18 protein-coding genes are annotated in these 21,258 nt (G+C 38.4%); 15 read left to right on the top strand and 3 right to left on the bottom strand.

Translation table 11 applies throughout. The features are described 5' to 3' along the window. The first annotated feature begins 169 nt into the window (after positions 1-169). From P3T75_RS12310 to P3T75_RS12300, 3 genes are all read left to right on the top strand, one after another. Entirely contained in the window at positions 170-673 is a 504-nt protein-coding gene (locus P3T75_RS12310; protein ID WP_230709545.1) for a VanZ family protein, read from the top strand. A gap of 179 nt (positions 674-852) precedes the next feature. Next, the gene (locus P3T75_RS12305; protein ID WP_206902545.1) at positions 853-1,578 is read left to right on the top strand and encodes a YebC/PmpR family DNA-binding transcriptional regulator; all 726 of its coding nucleotides are present in this window, start codon (positions 853-855) and stop codon (positions 1,576-1,578) included. A gap of 2 nt (positions 1,579-1,580) precedes the next feature. Next, a complete protein-coding gene (locus P3T75_RS12300; RefSeq protein ID WP_206902544.1) occupies positions 1,581-2,264 on the top strand; it encodes a YoaK family protein in 684 nt (227 codons plus the stop codon). A gap of 132 nt (positions 2,265-2,396) precedes the next feature. Here the strand turns inward: P3T75_RS12300 and P3T75_RS12295 are convergent, their stop codons facing one another. Both P3T75_RS12295 and P3T75_RS12290 read right to left on the bottom strand, forming a co-directional pair. Next, positions 2,397-3,797, bottom strand: coding sequence for a L,D-transpeptidase family protein (locus P3T75_RS12295; RefSeq protein WP_206902543.1), 1,401 nt, complete (start codon positions 3,795-3,797; stop codon positions 2,397-2,399). A gap of 238 nt (positions 3,798-4,035) precedes the next feature. Then, positions 4,036-5,031: an L-lactate dehydrogenase gene (locus tag P3T75_RS12290; protein ID WP_206902542.1), complete on the bottom strand. Its 996-nt coding sequence runs from the start codon at positions 5,029-5,031 to the stop codon at positions 4,036-4,038. A 388-nt stretch (positions 5,032-5,419) separates the two neighbouring features. Here P3T75_RS12290 and pth point away from each other — a divergent pair, with 388 nt between their 5' ends. From pth to P3T75_RS12260, 6 genes are all read left to right on the top strand, one after another. Continuing rightward, positions 5,420-5,983, top strand: a complete 564-nt coding sequence (gene pth / locus P3T75_RS12285) for an aminoacyl-tRNA hydrolase (RefSeq protein WP_282461739.1) — start codon at positions 5,420-5,422, stop codon at positions 5,981-5,983. A 511-nt stretch (positions 5,984-6,494) separates the two neighbouring features. Beyond that, a complete protein-coding gene (gene mfd, locus P3T75_RS12280; protein WP_282461738.1) occupies positions 6,495-10,028 on the top strand; it encodes a transcription-repair coupling factor in 3,534 nt (1,177 codons plus the stop codon). A gap of 108 nt (positions 10,029-10,136) precedes the next feature. Next, positions 10,137-11,744 carry a putative polysaccharide biosynthesis protein gene (locus P3T75_RS12275; protein ID WP_282461737.1) on the top strand — a complete coding sequence of 536 codons (1,608 nt, stop codon included), beginning with the start codon at positions 10,137-10,139 and terminating at the stop codon, positions 11,742-11,744. 18 nt (positions 11,745-11,762) lie between these two features. Continuing rightward, positions 11,763-12,026 carry an RNA-binding S4 domain-containing protein gene (locus P3T75_RS12270; RefSeq protein ID WP_206902539.1) on the top strand — a complete coding sequence of 88 codons (264 nt, stop codon included), beginning with the start codon at positions 11,763-11,765 and terminating at the stop codon, positions 12,024-12,026. 78 nt (positions 12,027-12,104) lie between these two features. Then, a complete protein-coding gene (locus P3T75_RS12265; protein WP_407649805.1) occupies positions 12,105-12,563 on the top strand; it encodes an FtsB family cell division protein in 459 nt (152 codons plus the stop codon). Positions 12,564-12,606: 43 nt separating this feature from the next. Further along, positions 12,607-13,056, top strand: coding sequence for a S1 domain-containing RNA-binding protein (locus P3T75_RS12260; protein ID WP_206902538.1), 450 nt, complete (start codon positions 12,607-12,609; stop codon positions 13,054-13,056). A gap of 68 nt (positions 13,057-13,124) precedes the next feature. On the opposite strand, the gene P3T75_RS12255 is transcribed toward P3T75_RS12260, so the two are convergent. After that, positions 13,125-13,646, bottom strand: coding sequence for a helix-turn-helix domain-containing protein (locus P3T75_RS12255; protein ID WP_282461736.1), 522 nt, complete (start codon positions 13,644-13,646; stop codon positions 13,125-13,127). A gap of 292 nt (positions 13,647-13,938) precedes the next feature. Between P3T75_RS12255 and tilS the strand changes: the two genes are divergently transcribed. The 6 genes from tilS (at position 13,939) to dusB (ending at position 21,102) form a co-directional block, all read left to right on the top strand. Further along, positions 13,939-15,315, top strand: a complete 1,377-nt coding sequence (tilS, locus tag P3T75_RS12250; protein WP_282461735.1) for a tRNA lysidine(34) synthetase TilS — start codon at positions 13,939-13,941, stop codon at positions 15,313-15,315. Between the two features lie 36 nt (positions 15,316-15,351). Then, a complete protein-coding gene (gene hpt, locus P3T75_RS12245; protein ID WP_206902535.1) occupies positions 15,352-15,897 on the top strand; it encodes a hypoxanthine phosphoribosyltransferase in 546 nt (181 codons plus the stop codon). 156 nt (positions 15,898-16,053) lie between these two features. Further along, the gene (gene ftsH, locus P3T75_RS12240; protein ID WP_282461734.1) at positions 16,054-18,189 is read left to right on the top strand and encodes an ATP-dependent zinc metalloprotease FtsH; all 2,136 of its coding nucleotides are present in this window, start codon (positions 16,054-16,056) and stop codon (positions 18,187-18,189) included. A 94-nt stretch (positions 18,190-18,283) separates the two neighbouring features. Continuing rightward, positions 18,284-18,781 (top strand): LURP-one-related/scramblase family protein, encoded by a 498-nt coding sequence (locus P3T75_RS12235; protein ID WP_282461733.1) that lies wholly within the window; start codon positions 18,284-18,286, stop codon positions 18,779-18,781. A 430-nt stretch (positions 18,782-19,211) separates the two neighbouring features. Continuing rightward, on the top strand, positions 19,212-20,099 hold the full coding sequence (hslO, locus tag P3T75_RS12230) for an Hsp33 family molecular chaperone HslO (protein WP_230709533.1): 888 nt from the start codon (positions 19,212-19,214) through the stop codon (positions 20,097-20,099). Continuing rightward, on the top strand, positions 20,092-21,102 hold the full coding sequence (gene dusB / locus P3T75_RS12225; protein WP_206902531.1) for a tRNA dihydrouridine synthase DusB: 1,011 nt from the start codon (positions 20,092-20,094) through the stop codon (positions 21,100-21,102). The genes hslO and dusB overlap by 8 nt, the downstream gene beginning before the upstream one ends. Positions 21,103-21,258 lie beyond the last annotated feature (156 nt).

Raw genomic sequence — 21,258 nt, 5'->3', positions numbered from 1 at the left:
CACAACAAAAGTATTCAGAAACTTCTGAGAGCTTTGAATTTTACAATTATATTGAAACCAATCCTAAAATAATGACCTGGTATTAGAAAATTAAATAAGTCTATAACTATAAAGGAAGATAACAATTACTCGTTTGTGGTAAAATTAGAAACTGAATTGGAGGCGTCATATGAAACGAAATTTTAAAAATCCATACGTGTATTTAGGCATTGCCATTTTCATGATGGTGATTTTATTTATCAGTTCTTCGCAAACGTACCACCAACAATCACAAATCGGTTTTTTGGAAACACTTTTAAAAAATGAGCCCTTAAAAAAGCCCCTAAGTCAGATTGCTTTTAACTATGCCGGCAGTGAAGTCAGCATTGCGGCTAAAGGCTATTTTTCCTTTGTAGAGTTTTTTATTCGTAAAGGAGCACATTTTATAACCTACTTTATTTTAGGCGCAAGCTTGACATTGGCCTTATATTACCGTCAAAAAAATTTCTGGTGGGGTGGCTTCTTTGGTCTCTTAAGTGCCACCGGTTATGCTGCTTTGGATGAATTTCATCAAATGTTAACAGGGGATAGAACGCCGCTTTTTCAAGACGTACTTTTAGATATGTCAGGGGCACTAACAGCGATATTCATCATCTTGCTTTATCTTTTGGCTACTAAAAAAAGACTTTCATAGCTAGATAAGACCTGTGGCAAAAAATGTCAGCGGTTTTTACTTAAAAATAAGGTTCTCGTCATCATTTTGTTCTAACTTATTTTTTGATATGGTCTTTGATTTGAAAAATGTGGATAAAGGGCTACAATAAAGAGGTGAGCCTAAAAGTTTAGGTAAAAGTGTAACGAGGAGGAGTTTAGATGTCAGGACATTCAAAGTGGAACAATATTCAAGGTCGCAAAAATGCGCAAGATGCAAAACGCGGTAAAATTTTTCAAAAATTATCCCGGGAAATTTATATGGCAGCAAAATCTGGTGGTGGTGACGTGGCGATGAACCCAGCATTACGCTTAGTGGTAGATAAGGCCAAAGCTGCCAATATGCCAAATGATAATGTTGATCGGGCCATTAAAAAAGCAACTAGTTCTGCCGATGAGGCAAATTATGATGAAGTAACCTATGAAGGTTATGGTCCTGGTGGGGTAGCAATTTTAGTTCATGCCTTAACAGACAATCGCAATCGCACTGCCACAAATGTCCGCGTAGCTTTTACGCGTAATGGCGGTAATTTAGGGGAAACAGGTTCTGTTAATTATTTATTTGAGCGAAAAGGGTATATAGCCATTGAGCGTGAAGGCCTTGCTGTAGATGAAGATACGATGTTTGAAGATGTTTTAGAGGCAGGTGCAGAAGACTTGATTGCTGCTCCTGAAGTTTTTGAAATTTATACGGCAGCAGAAGATTTTACCGCAGTTAGAGATCAGTTAGAAAAAGATGGTTTTACTTTGGCGCAAGCTGAATTGACCATGGTACCACAAACCACGATTGTTTTAGATGATGAACAAAAAGCTAAATTGGAACAACTTGTAGACAAATTAGAAGACGATGACGATGTTGCAGAAGTCTTTACCAGTATGGAAAATTAAGCATGCAATTACCCAAGTTTAAATTTCTCGACGAACGGATTGCCATTCATGAAAGCTTACCGGTCGGAGTCATGCTGGCTATGGCGGGCGGTTTTTTAGATGCTTATACGTATTTATTTCACGGTGAAGTTTTCGCTAGTATGCAATCTGGTAATGTCATTTTACTGGGCTTAAATTTGGCGCAAGGTAATTTTGACCACATCATTCGGTATGTATTTCCCATTTGTATCTTTTTGTTGGGCATCTTTTTTACTGACGTGTTGAAATTTCGCTTTGAACATGAGCGCTTTGTTTGGCAAAATGTTGCAGTCGCCATTGAGGCGGTGGGGATTTTTTGTGTCGGGATTTTTTCTGATTCTGGTCATAATTTATTGATCAATTCTTCGTTGTCATTTTTTGCAGCCATTCAGTTTGCTACATATCGGCGTTTAGCAGGCTTGCCTTATGCTACGACAATGACGACTGGAAATTTGCGCTCAATTGCAGATTATACGTACCAACATTTTTTCAAAAAAGATCCAACTGCCAGTTTTAAAATCAAATATACGGCCACGATTATTTTTGCCTTTTGTTTAGGGGCAATTTTAAGTACGCTGTCTGCCCATCTTTTTGCTGGAAAAGCAATTTGGTTGGTATCCTTATTGCTATTTGGCGTACTTGGCATTACCATTTATCATCAAAAATGAAATAAGCCTAGCTTAGAAATTTTTTCTAAGCTGGGCTTATTTTATGCATAAAAAAAGACTGCGACAAAAATCTGTCACAGTCTTTTTGCATAATCTTTATTAGACATCATTTTAGCACGACGATTTTAGCAATTAAAAAACTAGAACCGGTGTACCAGTTGAAACCATGTTGAATAATTTTGCCATTACGTCTGGTGGTGTGTTGATACAGCCGTGGGACCCACGTGTTTTCCAAAGATCGCCACCATAGGCTGGTTGCCAGTCTGAATCGTGAATACCAACACCAGTCCAATCAATAGGCATCCAGTAATCTACTGGACTAGCATATTTTGTTCCGTCGTCATTTTTGCCTCGGAGTGTTTCGTTGCGAGATTTTTCCCAAACATAGAATACGCCAGGTGGTGTTGGTGATTTTGGTTTACCCGAAACAATATCGGTTTCCAGTGCAACCGCACCATCTTTGTAATACCACATATGTTGGTTTTGTAAGTCTACTTCAATATACGTATTGCCGACTAAAGGTTTGTCAGCTGTGCCACTGCCTTTTACAATTGGTGAGCGCGTAAAGTTTTCACCCTTCATAATTTGTTCCATTAGTGCGGGTACTTCTTGATCTGTTTGGATAGTCCAACTTAAAGTGCCATCTGGAACTGTCACATCACCCCGCAGTGTGCTTTTGAAGTTTGTGGGATTACTACTTGTATTATATTGTTGACCTAGTTCGGTTACATAGCCCGTTACTTTGTCTTTATTTAAGGTAACTTTACCATCTTTATATTCCAACCAGTCCATGATAGTGGTTGTTGGAATTTGGAATTGGTCACCATTAATGGAATAATTTGCTTGAATTTGGGCAACTTTATTTAAAGCATTTAATTCTTCTTTTAAATTTGCATCATTGGCGGTAACTTTTGGCTTTTCAGTATAGTTGGTTAACTCCAAGCTGTCTTTATTACTGCTGACTGCTTTTTTGACGTCAGCCACGACAGCTGCAACATTAACGGAATTTCCTTCGACCTCAGGAGTCACTGTAAAACCGCCAGGACCTTTTGTTAAAGTAGCATCTTTTGTTTTTGTACGATTTTTATTAAATTCATTTAATTCATTTTCAATTTTTTTAATCGCACTGGTAAGTTGATCTTCGTTGACTGCCACGCCGTCTAATTTATCGTCACTTTCAGCAAAGACATACGCCACGCCCCATTTCCAACGATTTTGGGCATCTTTGATTTTTTCCAAATCTTTGGTGTAGTCGGTTTTTAAACCTAAGTCAACTTTTTTTATCGACTGCCAATTTGTGCCATTATCTTTAATATCAAAGGTTTGCTCATCGGCGGCCCCTTTTAGTTTCGCGTTGGCTTCTTTGACCGTCAAATTTGCAATGCTTGTTTCATTGATTTTTGTATTGGGTAAAAAATGATCGCTATAATGAAAGCTCCGCGCGGCATATGCGCCCCCGGCAATAACGAACAAGGCTAAAAAAATAGCAAGAATCACTTTAGTATGTTTTTTGTGGCGAGAAGCTCTAGTCATCAGATATCTCCTTAAAGCGTTTAGTTTTATAATAAAATTATATCGAGAATATCATAGCACAGATTGTGAAAAAAGCGAAGATTATGCTTAAAAGACAATAAAAAATTTAAAACTGCTGTTTTCATTAAGTCTACCTTTAATGAAATGATTAAGGAACCTTATTTTGAAATTTTTCATCAAAAAAGCCTGCCAACAAAAATGCGGGCAGGTTTTTTTAATTAGATTAAATTATTTAAGCTTATTTAGCAGCGTCTTCGGCTTCTAATTTTTTGAATGCTTCATCTACAATATCTTTTAATTGTGAAGCAGAAGCGTTCATACGGTCTTGTTCTGAGTCAGTCAATGGAATTTCAATAACTTGTTGAATTCCTTGCGCATTGATGACAGCAGGTGCACCGATATAAATATCGTTTAAGCCGTATTGACCTTCCAAGTAAACAGATAATGGGAAGACTGCATTTTCATCATTTAAAATAGCGCGGGTAATTCGTGCCAAGGCCGTTGCGATACCATAGAAAGTTGCGCCTTTTTTATCGATGATCGTGTAGGCTGCATCACGAACACTAAAGAACAAGTTAACCATAGCTTCTTCATCGACGTCAGGATTGTTTTTAATCCATTCGTAAATTTGTAAGCCGGCAACGTTAGCGTGTGACCAAACTGGAAATTCTGAATCGCCGTGTTCGCCTAAAATATAGGCATGGACGTTGCGGGCATCTACTTTAACTAATTCCGCAATTTTTTGGCGGAAACGAGCAGAATCTAAGGAAGTACCTGAACCGATAACGCGTTCTTTTGGAAAACCTGAGAATTTCCATGTTGAGTAAGTTAGAATATCAACTGGGTTAGCGGCAACCAAGAAAATGCCGTTAAAGCCAGAAGCCACGATTTGAGTTACAACGTCGCGGTTAATTTTTAAGTTTTTATGAACTAAGTCTAAGCGAGTTTCACCTGGTTTTTGAGGTGCACCAGCAGTAATAACAACTAAATCGGCATCATGTGCGTCTGCGTAAGTAGCTGAGTAAATTTTCTTAGGAGAAGTCCAAGCTAGGGCATCAGTTAAATCTAATGCGTCGCCTTCAGTTTTTTTGACGTTAATATCGACGATCCCAACTTCTTGGGCGATATTTTGAGTTACAAGTGCAAAAGCATAACTAGAACCAACAGCTCCGTCACCTACTAAGATAACTTTTTGGTGGTCTTTTAAGAAAGCACTCTTTTTTCCATCTGTCATGTTTGTTTCATCCCTTCTCAGATTATTTCCTTCACAAGCAATCCTATCATTTCAGTTATCTTTTGTCATGCGATATGCCTCGATATAATACAGTTTTATCAGCTGTTTCTTTTTGTGAGCACTTACATTATTACAAAAGTTTGTTTTAGTTTGAACAATGGATTTTAGTGGGAATATCTCTAAAAAAAGCTAAAGAGCGCTTGCAACTTTTAGCTAATCTGTAAGTTTGTGTTATAATACTAAAACAATACAGTTAATAAAATTTTTTAATTAATGTGCAATTAACGAAATAGTGAGCGTAGCTAACTTGATTGCAAAACTAGACTAGGGGATAATTTGTCGCCTGGCCTTTTGGCGTGTTTTAGTTAAAGTGAAATGAGGAATAATAATGAAGATGATCGTTGGCTTGGGAAATCCTGGGTTGAAATATGCAAAAACAAAACATAATGTCGGCTTTATGACAATTGATCGTTTAGCCCAAAAGTACAACGTTACGTTTAAACGCAACAACTTTGAAGCTGAACAAGGAGAGCTTTTTCTTGATGGTGAAAAAATTATTTTAATTAAACCCCAAACTTTTATGAATGATTCTGGTAGAGCTGTGGGACCTTTGATGACGTATTTGGGTGTTTTACCCGAAGAGTTAGTGGTAGTATATGATGACTTGGATTTAGCGGTAGGGAAAATTCGTTTACGGCAAAAAGGCGCATCTGGTGGCCATAATGGAATTAAGAGCATTATAACACATTTAAAAGGCAGCCAAACTTTTGATCGAATTAAAATCGGCATTGGTAGACCGCCTCAAAATATGACAGTTGTCAATCATGTACTAAGTCCTTTTTCACAAGATGATTTACCATTGATTGAAACCAGTATCGACCATGGTGTCGCTGCTTTAGAAGAATATTTTAAAACAAATGATTTTATTAATACGATGAATAAATTTAATTAATAAAAACAAGATTAACTGAGTAGCTAGCGAGCAATAAAAAAAGCGTCTTTAGTGACCGAAACCGTCACTTAAAGCCTCTTTATCTTATTGCTCGCTAGCAAAGCGGTTATTTAAAACATCTTATAATCGAGTTCAAATTGATTTGATAGCTCGGCAATAAGAAAAGTGTCGCAAATGACAAAAAAAGTCATTCACGCCACTTTGCCTTACTGCTCACTATCCCCCAATCATTTTGAACATCTTAATGAAATCGAGTTTTAGCAGCTAGAAAAATCGACAACAAGCAAATAAAGTTGAATGATAAAAAGCATCATTAAAATTTATTTGTCTTGTCGCTCATTTTCTGAACGAGCCGCTAAAACATCTTAATGAAATCGAGTTTTAAACAACCTGCCAGCTCGACAATAAAAAAAGCGTCTTTAGTGACCGAAACCGTCACTTAAAGCCTCTTTATCTTATTGCTCGCTAGCAAAGCGGTTATTTAAAACATCTTAATTTAGGAGGTAAAAATATGGATTTGCTTGGTTTGTTTGATAAGGTACCGCAGATTGGCCAATGGCAAGAACAGTTAGCCCAAAAGAGTAAACGGCAATTGTTAACTGGCCTTTCAGGTTCGGCCAAAACACTGGCGCTGGTCAGTACATTAAAAAAATTGCAAAAATCAATTTTAGTCATTACGCCGAATTTGTATTATACCAATCAATTAGTTGAAGATTTGCGTAATGTAACAGATGCTGTTTTTGCCTTTCCAGTGGATGAAGTCCTATCAGCAGAAATGGCTTTTGCCTCACCAGAAGCAAAAGCAGAACGGGTGCAAACATTAAATGCTATTTCCCAAAATGAATTGGGAATTTATGTTATGCCAGTGGCGGCGTTGCGAAAGCACTTGCCTACGCCTAAGACGTGGCGTGACTATCAATTGCATTGGCAAATTGGTGATGAGTTAGATTTAACAACTTTACCAGCGCAGCTGGTTTTAATGGGGTATCAGCGGGAAAGTATGATTGCTAAACCCGGCGAATTCAGTATTCGTGGTAGCATCATAGACATTTATCCTTTACATGCAGAATATCCGGTGCGGGTGGAATTATTTGATGTTGAAATTGATTCCATGCGCTATTTTGACGTGGAAACACAACGTTCTTTAGGGAATGTAGACCATGTTTTGATCAGTCCAACCAGTGAGCTGGTTTTTACTGACCTTGAGCTCAAAACAGGTGCCAAAAATTTAAAAATAGCTTTGGAAAAACGTTTAGCAGTCACCAGAGAAAAAACAGATCAAGAGTTTTTAAGTGAATATTTTGGTCAACTGCAAAATGAGTGGTTGAAGGGCGAGCCAGGAGAAAATGTCAATTTTTATCTTGATTTTCTTTATGAGCAGCCAACGACGATTGTGGATTACTTTGCAAAAGACACGCTTTTAATGGTAGATGATTATCCCCGCATCATGGAAACCAATCGTGAAATTGAGCGAGAAGAAGGGGAATGGCAGGTTCAAAAAATTAGTGAGCTGCGCGTCTTTAATGAACAAAAATTTGGCGTAGACGTGCACCAGTTCTTCCAAAAGGAAACATTTACGACTAGCTTTTTTGCATTATTTCAAAAAGGGATGGGGAATTTACGTTTTGGCGCGATTTGGAATTTTCAATATCGGCCGATGCAACAGTTTTTCAGCCAAATGGGTCTATTAAAAGCCGAGTTAGAACGCTGGGAAAAACAGCAGCAGACGGTTTTATTTTTAGTAGCAGATGAAGAAAGAGCACAAAAGTTGGATCATAATTTCCGTGATCATGAAATTTATGCACCGGTGGCCAAAGGGGATAAATTAATTACCGGTCGCAGTCAAATCGTGGTCGGTAGCTTGCAAAGCGGTTTTGAAATGCCGCAAGATCGTTTAGTCGTTGTGACAGAAAAAGAGATTTTTCAAAAAGTAAAACGAAAACGCGCGCGGCGTCAAACAATTACCAATGCCGAACGATTAAAAAGCTATAACGAGTTAAAACCAGGGGACTATGTTGTTCATGCTAATCATGGGATTGGGAAATATATCGGCATGGAGACCTTGGAAGTCGATGGCGTTCATCAAGATTACATCACGATTTTATATCAAAACGACGATAAGCTCTTTATTCCCGTTACGCAATTAAACTTGATTCAAAAATATGTTGCTTCAGAGTCCAAGACCCCTAAAATTAATAAATTAGGTGGTAGTGAATGGAGTAAAACAAAACGAAAAGTCTCCGGTAAAATTGAAGATATTGCCGATGATTTAATTGCCTTATACGCAAAAAGAGAAGCAGAAAAAGGCTTTGCCTTTGCACCAGATGATGCGTATCAAAAACAATTTGAAGATGCTTTTCCATATACGGAAACAGATGACCAGCTTCGCAGCGCTGCTGAAATTAAGCGAGATATGGAAAAAGCAAAACCGATGGATCGCCTGCTGGTGGGGGATGTTGGGTTTGGGAAGACCGAAGTAGCGCTACGGGCTGCCTTTAAGTCTATTAAAGAAAGTAAACAGGTTGCCTTTTTAGTCCCTACCACGATTTTAGCGCAACAACATTATGAAACGATGCTTGATCGTTTTGAGGGTTTTCCAGTCAATATTGGTTTGCTTAGTCGTTTTAGAACGAAAAAACAACAAGCTGAGACACTGGAACAAATTCGCACCGGGCAAGTGGATATTGTAGTAGGAACGCACCGCTTATTGTCTCAAGATGTGAAATTTTCTGATCTAGGATTATTGGTCATTGATGAGGAACAACGTTTTGGTGTGAAGCACAAAGAACGTTTGAAACAATTACGTTCTCAAGTGGATGTTTTGACCTTAACGGCGACACCGATTCCCCGCACGTTGCACATGTCCATGTTAGGGGTACGGGATTTATCGGTCATTGAAACACCACCGGAAAATCGTTATCCTATTCAAACCTACGTGATGGAAAAAAATCCTGGCGCAATTCGAGAAGCGATTCACAGAGAACTAGCCCGAGATGGTCAAATTTTTTATTTGTACAATCGAGTGGAAACGATTGAAAAAAAAGTCGATGAATTGCAAGCTTTAGTCCCAGAAGCCCGGATTGGTTACGCCCATGGTCAAATGACAGAAATTCAATTGGAAAACACGTTGTTAGACTTTATTGAAGGGCAATATGATATTTTAGTCACCACGACGATTATTGAAACAGGAGTGGATATTCCAAACGTCAATACGTTGTTTGTAGAAAATGCCGATTACATGGGTTTATCTACTTTGTACCAATTAAGAGGGCGCGTTGGTCGGAGTAATCGGGTAGCTTATGCGTATTTCATGTATGAACCACAAAAGATTTTAAATGAAGTAAGTGAAAAGCGACTCCAAGCGATCAAAGATTTTACTGAACTAGGCTCTGGTTTTAAAATTGCAATGCGAGATTTATCGATTCGAGGCGCGGGTAATTTATTAGGTGCCCAGCAGCACGGCTTTATTGATGCGGTTGGTTTTGATATGTATTCGCAAATGTTAGAAGAAGCTGTTGCCCGCAAGCAAGGTAAAAATATTCAAAGCCAAAAAACTTCAGTGGAAATTGACTTGGGGATTGACGCTTACTTGCCGGGTACGTATATTACTGACGAACGCCAAAAAATTGAAGTATATAAACGGATTCGTGAATTAGAAAACGAAGAGCAATTGGATGAATTGCAAGATGATTTGTTGGATCGTTTTGGAGAATACCCGGATGAAGTTGCCCATTTATTGACGATTGGTCAAATTAAAATGGACGGCGATCGCGCTTTATTGGAAAGTATTCGCAAGATTAATCAACAAATTAAAGTAACATTAAGTAAAGTTGGTACAAAAACGTATACAGTCGAACAATTATTCGAAGCGTTGTCTGTGACCAAAATGAAAGCTGCAATGGCTGTAAGTAACGACAAAATGACGATTACATTAACCATTGGGCAAAAAATGACGCAGGCTGTCTGGCTTCATGAAATTCAAGAATTTATTAAAGCGTTACGAGAAGAAAAATATAAGCGCGCGATTGTACCTGAAACGAAATAACTTAGCAAAGTTTAAAATTACTTTATTTTAAGTAAAGAAATGCAGATCAGATGTTCTTTCATAGCAAATTGAGGCACACTAAAAGAGCAAAAAGCAAGAGGTGAGAAGATGAAGGCAGAAAATGCCAAAGAAAAAGTAAGTCAAATGCAAAAAATGATGCAAGGCGCCTTTGTGCTAACTGCCGCTTCTTTTATTGCCAAAGTATTAAGTGCGATTTATCGCGTTCCCTTACAAAACTTGGTGGGAGACAAGGGTTTTTACGTGTACCAGCAAGTATATCCTATTTATGGTTTGGCGATGACCTTAGCGCTATCGGGACTGCCCCAATTTATCTCCAAATATATCGCAGAAATAAATGGTGTCAAAGAACAAAAAAATGCCATTCAAAAATTAATTCCAGTCGTATTTTACTGCGGGCTAATCTTGTGGGGAGTGACTTTTTTTGGTGCTGGTATTATTGCACTTTTAATGGGCAATGAGCTGTTAACCCCGTTAATTATGATTGTATCTTTCACCTTTTTATTGATGCCTTTTCTTGCTTTTTATCGTGGTAACTTTCAAGGGCAACTGCAAATGGTTCCCAGCGCAGTTTCTCAAGTGGTGGAACAATTTGTTCGCGTCGGTGTCATTATTGCGGCAGCGCTTATGTTTCAAGCTGGCATTTTAGATGTCTATGAAACCGGTACGCTTTCTATGAGTGGCGCTGTTTTTGGCGGACTGTGGGCTGTGGTATTGCTCGTTTATTATCAAAAGAAAATCAGTGGCGTCAGTTTGAATTTACTAAAGGATTTTCATTTTGGTAAAATTGATAAGAAATTAGTGCGGCGCTTTGTGGTTGAAGGCGGTTTGCTGTCGATTTACACGGGTTTTTTGATTTTGTTTCAATTAATTGATTCTTTTGTCATTGCCAATGAGTTACAAAATTTTGGTTTTAATCAAACGAACGCACAAATTGCTAAAGGAGTATATGATAGGGGACAGCCCATGGTACAATTAGGTTTGGTAGTGGCTGCTGCCTTAAGTTCTACTTTTTTACCAGCCTTAACGAAATATCTAGTTGCCCGGAATCATAAGTTGTTTCAAAGTTCAGCCAAAATTTATTTGCGCCTGACAACGAGTATTTCACTGGCTGCTTCTTTTGGGTTGGCGCTGGTCATGCCTTCTTTAAACTATGCTCTCTTTAAAGATCAGGCCGGTAACGACGTCTTACAAGTTTTTGTTTTTTCTGTCTTTTTAATGGCAGTCATTCAAGCTTATCAAGCAGTCGCCCAAAGTCAAAATCATTTTCGACCGGCTTTAAAAGCGGCGATTATAGGCTTAGTGGTGAAATTTGTCACGACATTAATTTTGACCGCCACAATGGGAACGTTAGGGGCCAGCGTGGGGACGATATTGGGTTTAGTGGCGACTTTGTGGCGTCTCATTCAAGCTGAAGATCAAGTGATTAATCGTTTTTGGCGTGAGCGTTTCTTTCTAAAAAAAATGATAAGCAGCTTATTAGTTATGAGTGGAGCTGTGGTGCTATTTTATTTTTTAGTGGCTCTTTTTGGCGGATTCCAAACGCGTTTTGGAGCACTTGTAGTGACTATTTTAGCGGTTGCAGTAGGGGTTTACGCCTTTTTAAAAGCTGCGATACGCTTTGATTTGTTGACACTAAGAGAATGGCTAATGTTGCCTTTTGGTAAAAAATTATTACGTTTAAAAAAATCTAAATAAAGAAAACGAGGGAAAAAGATGCGTTTAGACAAATTTTTAAAAATTTCACGGATCATCAAGCGGCGTTCTGTCGCAAAAGAAGTAGCGGATAAAGGTCGCATCCAAGTAAATGGCAAGCTGGCCAAATCTTCTAGTACGGTTAAAGTTGGCGACCAGGTCAAAATTGGTTTTGGAAATAAGACCTTAGAAATTAAAGTCTTAAAATTACATGAGTCCACCAAAAAAGAGGATGCTGCTCAAATGTATGAAATTATTAGCGAAATAAGAAACGAAAATGTCTAGAAATTCATTAGACAAGCCTACTTTAAGTTGCTATAATTAATTTTGGATTATCCAATTTGCGCAAGGTAAGGAAAGGACGTGACAGACGTGATAAATGGCCGCAATCAAAATGTTGAACAACTTGACAATGAATATGTCAAAAAACAAATTGCCAAATATCAAGAACAACATCGGAAGGTTGTTTTTAAACGTCGTCGTTTAACGTTACTTTTAGTCATTACCTTTTTGGTTTTTGCTTTTGTCGGTTTCCAACTTTTTTCAGATCATCAACGTTTGGTGAAATTAGAAGCGATAAGACAAGAAGCTCTGGCAGATAATAAGGTAGTAACAAACAATGTCGACCAATTGAAAAAAGAAGTCGCTTTGCTAAAGGATGAAGACTATGTGGCAAAACTTGCCCGCAGCCGTTTTTATTATTCTAAAGACGGTGAAAAAGTTTATCCTATCGCTGGGAATAATCAAAGCAATAAACAAGAAGACGCAAAAGTGGAAAAAGCCATTGATCGGACGAATGGGTCATCTACTGCTGAAGAGTAGTAAATATAAATTTCAGGTTTAAACTAGGAGGAACAAATCTTTTATGTCAATCGAAGTAGGAGCTAAGCTGCAAGGAAAAGTGTCGGGGATTACAAATTTTGGTGCTTTTATTGATCTGGGTAACCGTAAAACTGGTTTGGTGCATATCAGTGAAGTATCAGATGGCTTTGTCAAAGACATCAACGACGTTTTAAAAGTCGGAGATGAGGTAACAGTGTTGGTAACATCTGTTGGTGATGACGGCAAAATTGGGTTATCCATTCGCAAAGCAGTAGATAAACCACAAGCAGAGAAAAAAGAATTCAAAAAAGAACCAAGTCGTCGTCCAGCTCCTAAGAAACCATTTTCTAAAGGACCTAGCGTAAGTGCTAATAAAAAAGAAGACTTCGATTCATTGATGAGTTCATTTTTAAAAGACAGTGATGATCGCCTATCTTCACTTCGTCGTAATACAGAAGGCAAACGTGGTGGCCGTGGCGGCCGTCGCAGCTAAAAAAACTGTACCGCAAAATTATTGCGGTACAGTTTTTTTCTTAGCTCAATTGATCATTTTTTATCAGGCTAGAATAATAGGAAAGCAATTATTAAGGCAGATAAAAGGATAAGGGATAACAACATGCCTACACTAATAATAGGGTGACTATTTTTGAAAAATTGCCAAGCTGTGGTGTTAGTAGTTGCCAATTGCTTTGTAAAATAAAACAATACCAGCATGTTTAAAAGCATACCTAAAGACAAGCAAACCATAGCAAATAAAGATAATTTACCAAAAAAATTTTGCGTAACAAAAGTTAGACCGAAAATAATATTTGTTACCCAACTAATAAGAAAGTATTTCTCCGCTATCTTTGTTGCCTCGATTTTCTTAATGTTTTCTACCACATTTGATCCCTCCAATAATAGATTATCAAGTGATAAATGAAAAAGTTTGGCTAAAAGAATCAGGCTATCAATATCTGGAGTGGTTTTATTGTTTTCCCAATTTGAGATCGTTTTTGTTGAGACAAAAATTTGCTCAGCTAGCTGTTCTTGTGTCAATTTGCGGGCTATTCTTTTTTCTTTTAATAAATTTCCTATTTCCATTTATCTACTCCTATAATTACCAACCGGTAGGTGTTGTTTCCATCCAATATATTGCAGATCATACAATAAGTCACGAGTAAAAGATTTCTAATCCACAAGCATAGTGAAAAATTGACTAGAAAAATATTACAATTCTGATTTTAAGGCACTTTAATCGATGAAAGGAATGCGTTACTTTTCTTTTTTTGCTAGATACTGTTACTTCTTATTTTGCCGCAATCGTGTAAAATAGAAAGTAACAGCAAAAGACGCAACCAGCGATAAAAGTGTTGGTGCCTAAAGAAGGAGAAAGATGGAACGAGAATTTGAACAGTTGGGGAATAAACAAGCCTTTTGGCAACAAGGCAGTCGAATATTATTAGCGGTTTCTGGTGGAGCAGATTCTTTTGTGTTGCTACGTTTAATGGCAAAAATGAGTCTAAAATATGATTTTTCCATCGGAGTTGCCCATATTAATCATCAACTAAGACCAAGTTCAGCCAAAGAAGCGCAGAATTTGGCTCAGTATTGTAAGGAACACGCCATTTCCTTTTATGAACGAAAATGGGAGGACGTTCCTCATGCCGGGGTAGAAGAAGCGGCACGAAGGTTTCGCTATGCTTTTTTTACTGAACTGATGCATGATTATTACTTTGACACATTGATGACTGCTCACCATGCAGATGATCAACTGGAAACCATGCTGATGAAAATGATTCGAGACGGCCAATTGAAAAATGCAATGGGAATTAAAGCGCGCCAAGCTTTTGCTGGCGGCAAATTAATTCGTCCCCTTTTACCCTACAGCAAAGAAGAGATTTATGATTATGCTAAAAAAGAAGCGTTGCCGTATTTTGAAGATGAAAGCAACTACTATTTAGATGTGCAGCGAAATCGAATTCGTCAACAGATAACGCCGCTTTTAAAAGCAGAAAATCCCCAAATTTTAGCGCATTTTCAGCAATTATCCCAACAATTGATTTGGGCAGAAGAAATTATTGAAGACAAAATGGCAGCTTGGGTTAGCGCAAATGTGACGCAAATAGAGCAGAGTTTAAGTTTTAAGGTTAGTGCCTTTTTGACCTTACCAATAAGAGAACGTTATTTTACCTTGCAGTATTTGGCTCAAAAACTAAAACGCAGTTGTGAGGTGACCATTACTGAAGAAAACTTGCAACGCATTTTGGCGCTTCTGAAATCAGACAAAGCCCAATGGCAACTGGATATTGCAGCAACGTGGCAAGTTTTAAAAATGTATGATGAACTGACGATTGGCAAAAAGCCAACTGCTAATAAGGCGCAAACTTTTCATTTTAAATTAGGCGATAGTGGCTTTTTGTCTGAAAATGAATGGCTAGCTATTGTTTCTGTAGATGAAAATGTTAATCTTCCCGAAAAAGTCAAACTTTGGTCAGAAATCAGTCAACCTTTAGCATTAAACTTCCCCAATGAGGTGATTATTCGAAAAAGAGTGGATGGGGATCGCATTCAACTAAAAGAAAGCTTACGCAAAAAGGTTAGCCGCATTTTAATTGATAAAAAAATTCCCAATGATAGACGGGAAAAAACGTGGGTTGTGACAGATACGAACAATCAAGTCTTGGCAGTGCTACCAATTGCCTTTTCTTATTTGAGTATTGCTGTAGAAACTGATAAAATACACTACAGACTGCTTTATAAATACCAATAATCTATCCATTGGTGATAGTAAAATAAGGAGACAGACATGTTAGCAAAAGATATTGAAAAAGTGCTTGTATCACGAGAAGAAATCAACGCCCGCTGTAAGGAACTAGGGGAAGAATTAGCAGCAGAATACAAGGATAAAAATCCCCTTGTGATCGGTGTTTTAAAAGGTTCAATTAATTTTATGGCGGATATTTGCCGGGAAATGGACTGCTATTTGGAATTAGACTTTATGGATGTTTCAAGTTATGGCAACGCTACTGTATCTTCTGGTGAGGTTAAAATTTTAAAAGATTTAGATACAAATGTTGAAGGCCGGGATCTATTAATAGTAGAAGATATTATTGATAGTGGCCGGACGTTGGCTTATTTAGTCGATTTATTTAAATACCGCAAAGCCAATTCAGTCAAAATCGTAACATTATTAGATAAACCTGAAGGCCGCGTAGTAGATATTGAAGCGGATTATGTTGGTTTTGATGTGCCAAATGAATTCGTCGTAGGCTATGGCTTAGACTATATCGAACAATACCGCAACCTACCCTATGTAGGCGTTTTAAAACCTAGCGTTTACGAATCAAATTAATCCGCTAAATGAAATGACTTGTGATACAATAAAATGGTCAGGATTGATAAAAATCACACAAACAATATTTGAAGGACCTTTTTTAAACGGAAAAGAGTTGTTTTAAAATAACGATTTTTCAAAAAAAAGACTTTCGATTAATTAAGGAGGGCAAGCATGAACAAAAAAGGTAATAATGGTATGTTAAAAAATACCTTATACTATGTACTCGTGCTTTTGGCCATGATTACGGTGGTTTATTTCTTATTTGGAAATAACAGCCAACAATCGCCAGATATCGAGTACTCTACTTTCCGCCAACAACTATCTGACGGTAAAGTGAAGTCATTTAATGTACAGCCGGTGAATGGTGTTTATAAAATTACCGGGGAATACAAGGACAAACAAAAAGTAGAAAACAATAATGGGTTAACCGTTTGGGGCGAAACAAGCAGCGAGTCAACGCACTTTGCCACAACGATTTTACCAAACGATAATACATTGAAAGAAGTTACTGCACTAGCGGATCAAGAAGACGTGAAAACAGTAATTAAAGAAGAGTCCAATAGTGGTCTTTGGATTTCTCTTCTAATGACCTTCTTACCACTTGTGATCATCATTTTCTTCTTTTACATGATGATGGGACAACAAGGTGGCGGCGGTGGTGGTGGCGGCCGTGTTATGAACTTTGGCAAATCAAAAGCCAAAGAAGCTGACAAAAAAGCCAATCGGGTTCGTTTCTCTGACGTTGCCGGTGCCGAAGAAGAAAAACAAGAACTAGTCGAAGTAGTTGAATTCTTAAAAGATCCACGCCGCTTTGTTGAATTAGGCGCAAGAATTCCTGCTGGTGTGTTATTAGAAGGACCTCCCGGAACTGGTAAAACATTACTTGCTAAAGCCGTAGCAGGCGAAGCTGGCGTACCGTTTTATTCTATTTCAGGTTCTGACTTCGTTGAAATGTTCGTCGGTGTCGGAGCATCTCGGGTAAGAGACTTGTTTGAAACTGCGAAGAAAAATGCACCTGCGATTATCTTTATTGATGAAATCGATGCTGTTGGTCGCCAACGTGGCGCGGGTATGGGAGGCGGTCACGATGAACGTGAACAAACCTTGAACCAATTACTCGTTGAAATGGATGGTTTTGATGGCAACGAAGGCGTTATCGTTATCGCTGCAACAAACCGTTCTGACGTATTAGACCCAGCGTTATTACGTCCAGGTCGTTTTGACCGTCAAATTTTAGTTGGTCGTCCTGACGTTAAAGGTCGTGAAGCAATTTTACGTGTTCATGCCCGGAACAAGCCGTTAGCTGACGATGTTGATTTGAAAGTTATTGCCCAACAAACGCCTGGTTTTGCCGGTGCTGATTTAGAAAACGTCTTGAACGAAGCTGCTTTAGTAGCTGCTCGTCGGAATAAGAAGAAAATCGATGCTTCTGATATCGATGAAGCAGAAGATCGCGTTATTGCCGGTCCTGCGAAAAAAGACAAAGTAATCAGCAAACGGGAAAGAGAAATGGTGGCTTACCACGAAGCCGGACATACGATTGTTGGTTTAGTTCTATCTCGTGCTCGTATTGTCCATAAAGTAACGATTATCCCACGGGGTCGTGCTGGCGGTTATATGATTGCTTTACCAAAAGAAGATCAAATGTTAATGACCAAAGATGATATGTTTGAACAAATCGTTGGGCTTTTAGGTGGACGGACTGCTGAAGAAATAATTTTTGGTGTGAAATCCACAGGAGCATCTAATGACTTTGAACAAGCGACAGGTCTTGCCCGCAGTATGGTAACTGAATACGGAATGAGTGATAAATTAGGTCCGGTTCAATATGAAGGCAATCACCAAGTCTTTGTCGGTCGTGATTATGGTCAAACAAAAGCTTACTCTGAACAAGTAGCCTATGAAATTGACCAAGAAGTACGTCGTATCCTAAATGAAGCGCACCAAAAAGCGCATGAAATTATTGAAGCGCACCGGGCGCAGCATAAGTTGATTGCTGAAAAATTATTAGAGCATGAAACATTGGATGCTAAAGCCATTAAATCCTTGTTTGAAGAAGGTAAAATGCCAGCAGGAACAGAAACAGAAGAGTATCCTTCTGAAAAAGCACAAACCTTTGAAGAAGCTAAACGCGCATTAGAAGAAAAAGATGCGCAAAAACAAGCTGAAGAAAAACAAGATTTTGAAGAAGCAAAAGACTACTTCGATGCTGAAGCAAAAGAAGCAGAGTTCCATCCAGAACAAGAAACAAAAGAAGTTCAAGATGAATTGAAACAAGAAAAAGATGAAACAGACAAAGATGCATAATCTTATGTTTCATAAGACGTGATAGTTTTTACTATTGCGTCTTTTTTCATATAATGAAGCGAATTTATATTAAATAAAGAAATGAGGAGTCTGTGTGAGAAAGCTTTATATCAAACAAAAAGTGTTTAGTATTGGTGAGAAATTTAACGTGACCGATGCCGACCAAGAACCTTTATATCATGTTCAAGGTAGTTTTTTGAAAATTCCAAAGCAGTTCACGATTTTTGATCGCAATGATCACGTTATCGGTGAAATTACCAAAAAAGTTTTAGCGCTTTTGCCTCAGTTTACAGTTATGATTGATGATGAGGCGGCCATTGTGATTAAAAAGGAATTGACTTTATTTAAAGCGCGTTACCATATTGAAGCAGACGGAATTAGTGTGCAGGGAAATTGGTGGGATATGGACTTTGAAGTTGTAAAAGACGGTCTGCAAATTGCAGTTATCAATAAACGCTGGGTTTCATGGGGAGATACGTATGAAGTGACAGTTTTTGATGAACGTTATGAAAAACTAATCGTTGCTTTAGTCGTAGCAATTGATTGTGTCAAAGGAGATGACAATGCAGCGGCATCTTCTGCAAGTAGTTAAGCTAGTGGCGGTGAAAGAGGCTTCTTATGGCAAGAGGTCTCTTTTTTGGCAGATAAGAAAATATAAGTTTTTTTCACCAGTAAAAACATTGCAGCAGGCGTTATAACGATGTCTGGTTTTGCAAACTCGCTTAATCGCCAAGAAGCAAAAATTTTATTGCGTCTAAGCAGCGATGTATCGAAATTTTAGTTTTATGGCTTAGGCTTGAAGGATTCCTTCAGGTGTTTTTTGCAAGGTGATGACAAGAGTGAAAAAGTACAGGGATTTTTTTCATACTTTTTCTTAATTCAATCTGATAAAGTTGAAAAAAATGCAACTTCCTTGTATGATTCAGAAATGAATGCCAAGTCAGTTGCAGGTTGGACTGTCAGCAAGTGGAATTTATCTTTCAACTTGCCACGCAATTATTAAACGACAAAGGAGCAAAATCATGAGTGATTATTTAATTAAAGCATTGGCTTATGGCGGTTTAGTCCGAGCATATGCAGTAGATGCTACGAAAACAGTGACAGAAGCCCAAAAACGTCACGATACATGGAACACGTCTTCGGCTGCATTAGGTCGTACCTTAGTAGGAAGTTTATTATTAGGGGCTACTTTAAAAGGTGACGATAAATTAACGGTTAAAGTAGAAGGAGATGGTCCTGCTGGGGCGATTGTGGTGGATAGTAATGGTTATGGCGATGTAAAGGGCTACATTAAAAATCCGCACTTAAGTTTACCCCTTAACGAAGCTGGCAAAATTGATGTACGGGGGGCAGTCGGGACAAAAGGGATGTTCACCGTTATTAAAGACTTGGGATTAAAAGAACCATTTTCTGGTCAAACGCCGCTTGTTTCTGGTGAATTGGGAGAAGACTTCACCTATTACTTAGCTGTTTCAGAGCAAATTCCTTCTGCTGTCGGTTTGAGTGTCTTAGTGGATACGGACGATAGTATTAAAACTGCTGGCGGTTTTATGCTGCAAATGATGCCGGGAGCTACAGATGAAATCATTACAGCTATTGAAACCAACTTAGCCAATATGCCACGGGTTTCTGATTTATTAGATGCTGGGAAAAAACCAGAAGAAATTTTAGATGCGTTATTACCTGACACTGATTTAATGATCCTAGAAGAAAAATCCGTCCAATTTAAGTGTGATTGTTCTAAGGACAAGTTTGCTGAAGCAATTATTGCTTTAGGACCTGATGAAATTAAAGCGATGATTGATGAAGACCATGGCGCTGAAGCAGTTTGTGCGTTTTGTGGTAATAAATATGAATACACGGAAAAAGACTTGGAAGCTTTAATGCAGGAGGCAGTAAAAAATGACTAATCAAACATGGAAAATCGGCAACGTGGAAATTCCTAATCGGGTTGTCGTGGCGCCGATGGCGGGGATTACCAATGCCGCATTTCGAGTAACGGTCAAAGAATTTGGTGCAGGCTTAGTAGTCTGTGAAATGATTAGTGACCAAGGAATTCATTTTCGTAACAAAAAGACATTAGAAATGCTTTACATTGATGAAAACGAACATCCTTTAAGCGTTCAAATTTTTGGTGGCAATAAAGATTCTTTAGTTGAAGCTGCGAAGTTTGTTGCTGAAAACACCCAAGCAGATATCATTGACATCAACATGGGGTGTCCGGTTAACAAAGTTATTAAAGCCGAAGCTGGTGCGAAGTGGTTACTAGATCCCAACAAGGTCCATGAAATGGTAGCAGCAGTAACAAGCGCAGTGGATATCCCAGTTACCGTCAAAATGCGAATTGGCTGGGACGATCAACATGTTTTTGCTGTTGAAAATGCGAAAGCTGCCGAAGCTGGCGGGGCGTCAGCAATCGCAATGCACGGTCGCACACGGGTACAGATGTATGAAGGAAAAGCTAACTGGGATATTTTAAAAGAAGTTAAAAAGAACATTAGTATTCCTTTTATGGGTAATGGTGACGTGAAAACACCGCAAGATGCTAAAAGAATGCTAGATGAAGTCGGTGTTGATGGTGTGATGATTGGTAGAGCAGCATTGGGTAATCCGTGGATGATTCACCGTACCGAACGCTATTTAGCTACAGGTGAGCTCATTGACGAACCAACTCCAGCTGAAAAAATTCAAACTGCTAAAGTTCATTTGCAACGTTTAGTTGACTTAAAAGGTGAGATGGTAGCGGCAAGAGAATTTCGCCAACATGCATCCTATTACTTAAAAGGGATTCCGCGAGCAGCTAAAACAAAAGTAGCTGTTAATCAAGCAGAAGATCAAGCAACAATTGTCGCAATTTTAGATGATTTTGTCGCCAAAATACAAGGTGCGCAATTGGCCCACAGCGCACATTAATCTAAGCTTTTTTTCAAGCCGAAGCTGATTTTCGGCTTGCTTTTTTTTGGTTTCATTGGCATTATAAGGAAGAATAGACTAGAGAGTTATAGTAGTTGGCAATTTTTTTGGGTTACAAAATTTAACTTGTAATGGATAAACCACTACTTCAACTAA

It is taken from the genome of Enterococcus montenegrensis, assembly GCF_029983095.1.
In the GTDB taxonomy this organism is placed as follows: domain Bacteria; phylum Bacillota; class Bacilli; order Lactobacillales; family Enterococcaceae; genus Enterococcus_C; species Enterococcus_C montenegrensis.
This window is presented reverse-complemented; position numbering and strand designations above follow the sequence as displayed.

Excerpts from the sequence above, each read along its gene's own strand:
- mfd (WP_282461738.1), top strand. The coding sequence starts at position 6,495 with ATGGATTTGCTTGGTTTGTTTGATAAGGTACCGCAGATTGGCCAATGG.
- P3T75_RS12290 (WP_206902542.1), bottom strand. The coding sequence starts at position 5,031 with ATGACAGATGGAAAAAAGAGTGCTTTCTTAAAAGACCACCAAAAAGTT.
- P3T75_RS12270 (WP_206902539.1), top strand. The coding sequence starts at position 11,763 with ATGCGTTTAGACAAATTTTTAAAAATTTCACGGATCATCAAGCGGCGT.
- P3T75_RS12260 (WP_206902538.1), top strand. The coding sequence starts at position 12,607 with ATGTCAATCGAAGTAGGAGCTAAGCTGCAAGGAAAAGTGTCGGGGATT.
- tilS (WP_282461735.1), top strand. The coding sequence starts at position 13,939 with ATGGAACGAGAATTTGAACAGTTGGGGAATAAACAAGCCTTTTGGCAA.
- P3T75_RS12305 (WP_206902545.1), top strand. The coding sequence starts at position 853 with ATGTCAGGACATTCAAAGTGGAACAATATTCAAGGTCGCAAAAATGCG.
- hpt (WP_206902535.1), top strand. The coding sequence starts at position 15,352 with ATGTTAGCAAAAGATATTGAAAAAGTGCTTGTATCACGAGAAGAAATC.
- P3T75_RS12275 (WP_282461737.1), top strand. The coding sequence starts at position 10,137 with ATGAAGGCAGAAAATGCCAAAGAAAAAGTAAGTCAAATGCAAAAAATG.
- P3T75_RS12300 (WP_206902544.1), top strand. The coding sequence starts at position 1,581 with ATGCAATTACCCAAGTTTAAATTTCTCGACGAACGGATTGCCATTCAT.
- P3T75_RS12295 (WP_206902543.1), bottom strand. The coding sequence starts at position 3,797 with ATGACTAGAGCTTCTCGCCACAAAAAACATACTAAAGTGATTCTTGCT.
- pth (WP_282461739.1), top strand. The coding sequence starts at position 5,420 with ATGAAGATGATCGTTGGCTTGGGAAATCCTGGGTTGAAATATGCAAAA.
- ftsH (WP_282461734.1), top strand. The coding sequence starts at position 16,054 with ATGAACAAAAAAGGTAATAATGGTATGTTAAAAAATACCTTATACTAT.
- dusB (WP_206902531.1), top strand. The coding sequence starts at position 20,092 with ATGACTAATCAAACATGGAAAATCGGCAACGTGGAAATTCCTAATCGG.
- P3T75_RS12255 (WP_282461736.1), bottom strand. The coding sequence starts at position 13,646 with ATGGAAATAGGAAATTTATTAAAAGAAAAAAGAATAGCCCGCAAATTG.
- P3T75_RS12310 (WP_230709545.1), top strand. The coding sequence starts at position 170 with ATGAAACGAAATTTTAAAAATCCATACGTGTATTTAGGCATTGCCATT.
- hslO (WP_230709533.1), top strand. The coding sequence starts at position 19,212 with ATGAGTGATTATTTAATTAAAGCATTGGCTTATGGCGGTTTAGTCCGA.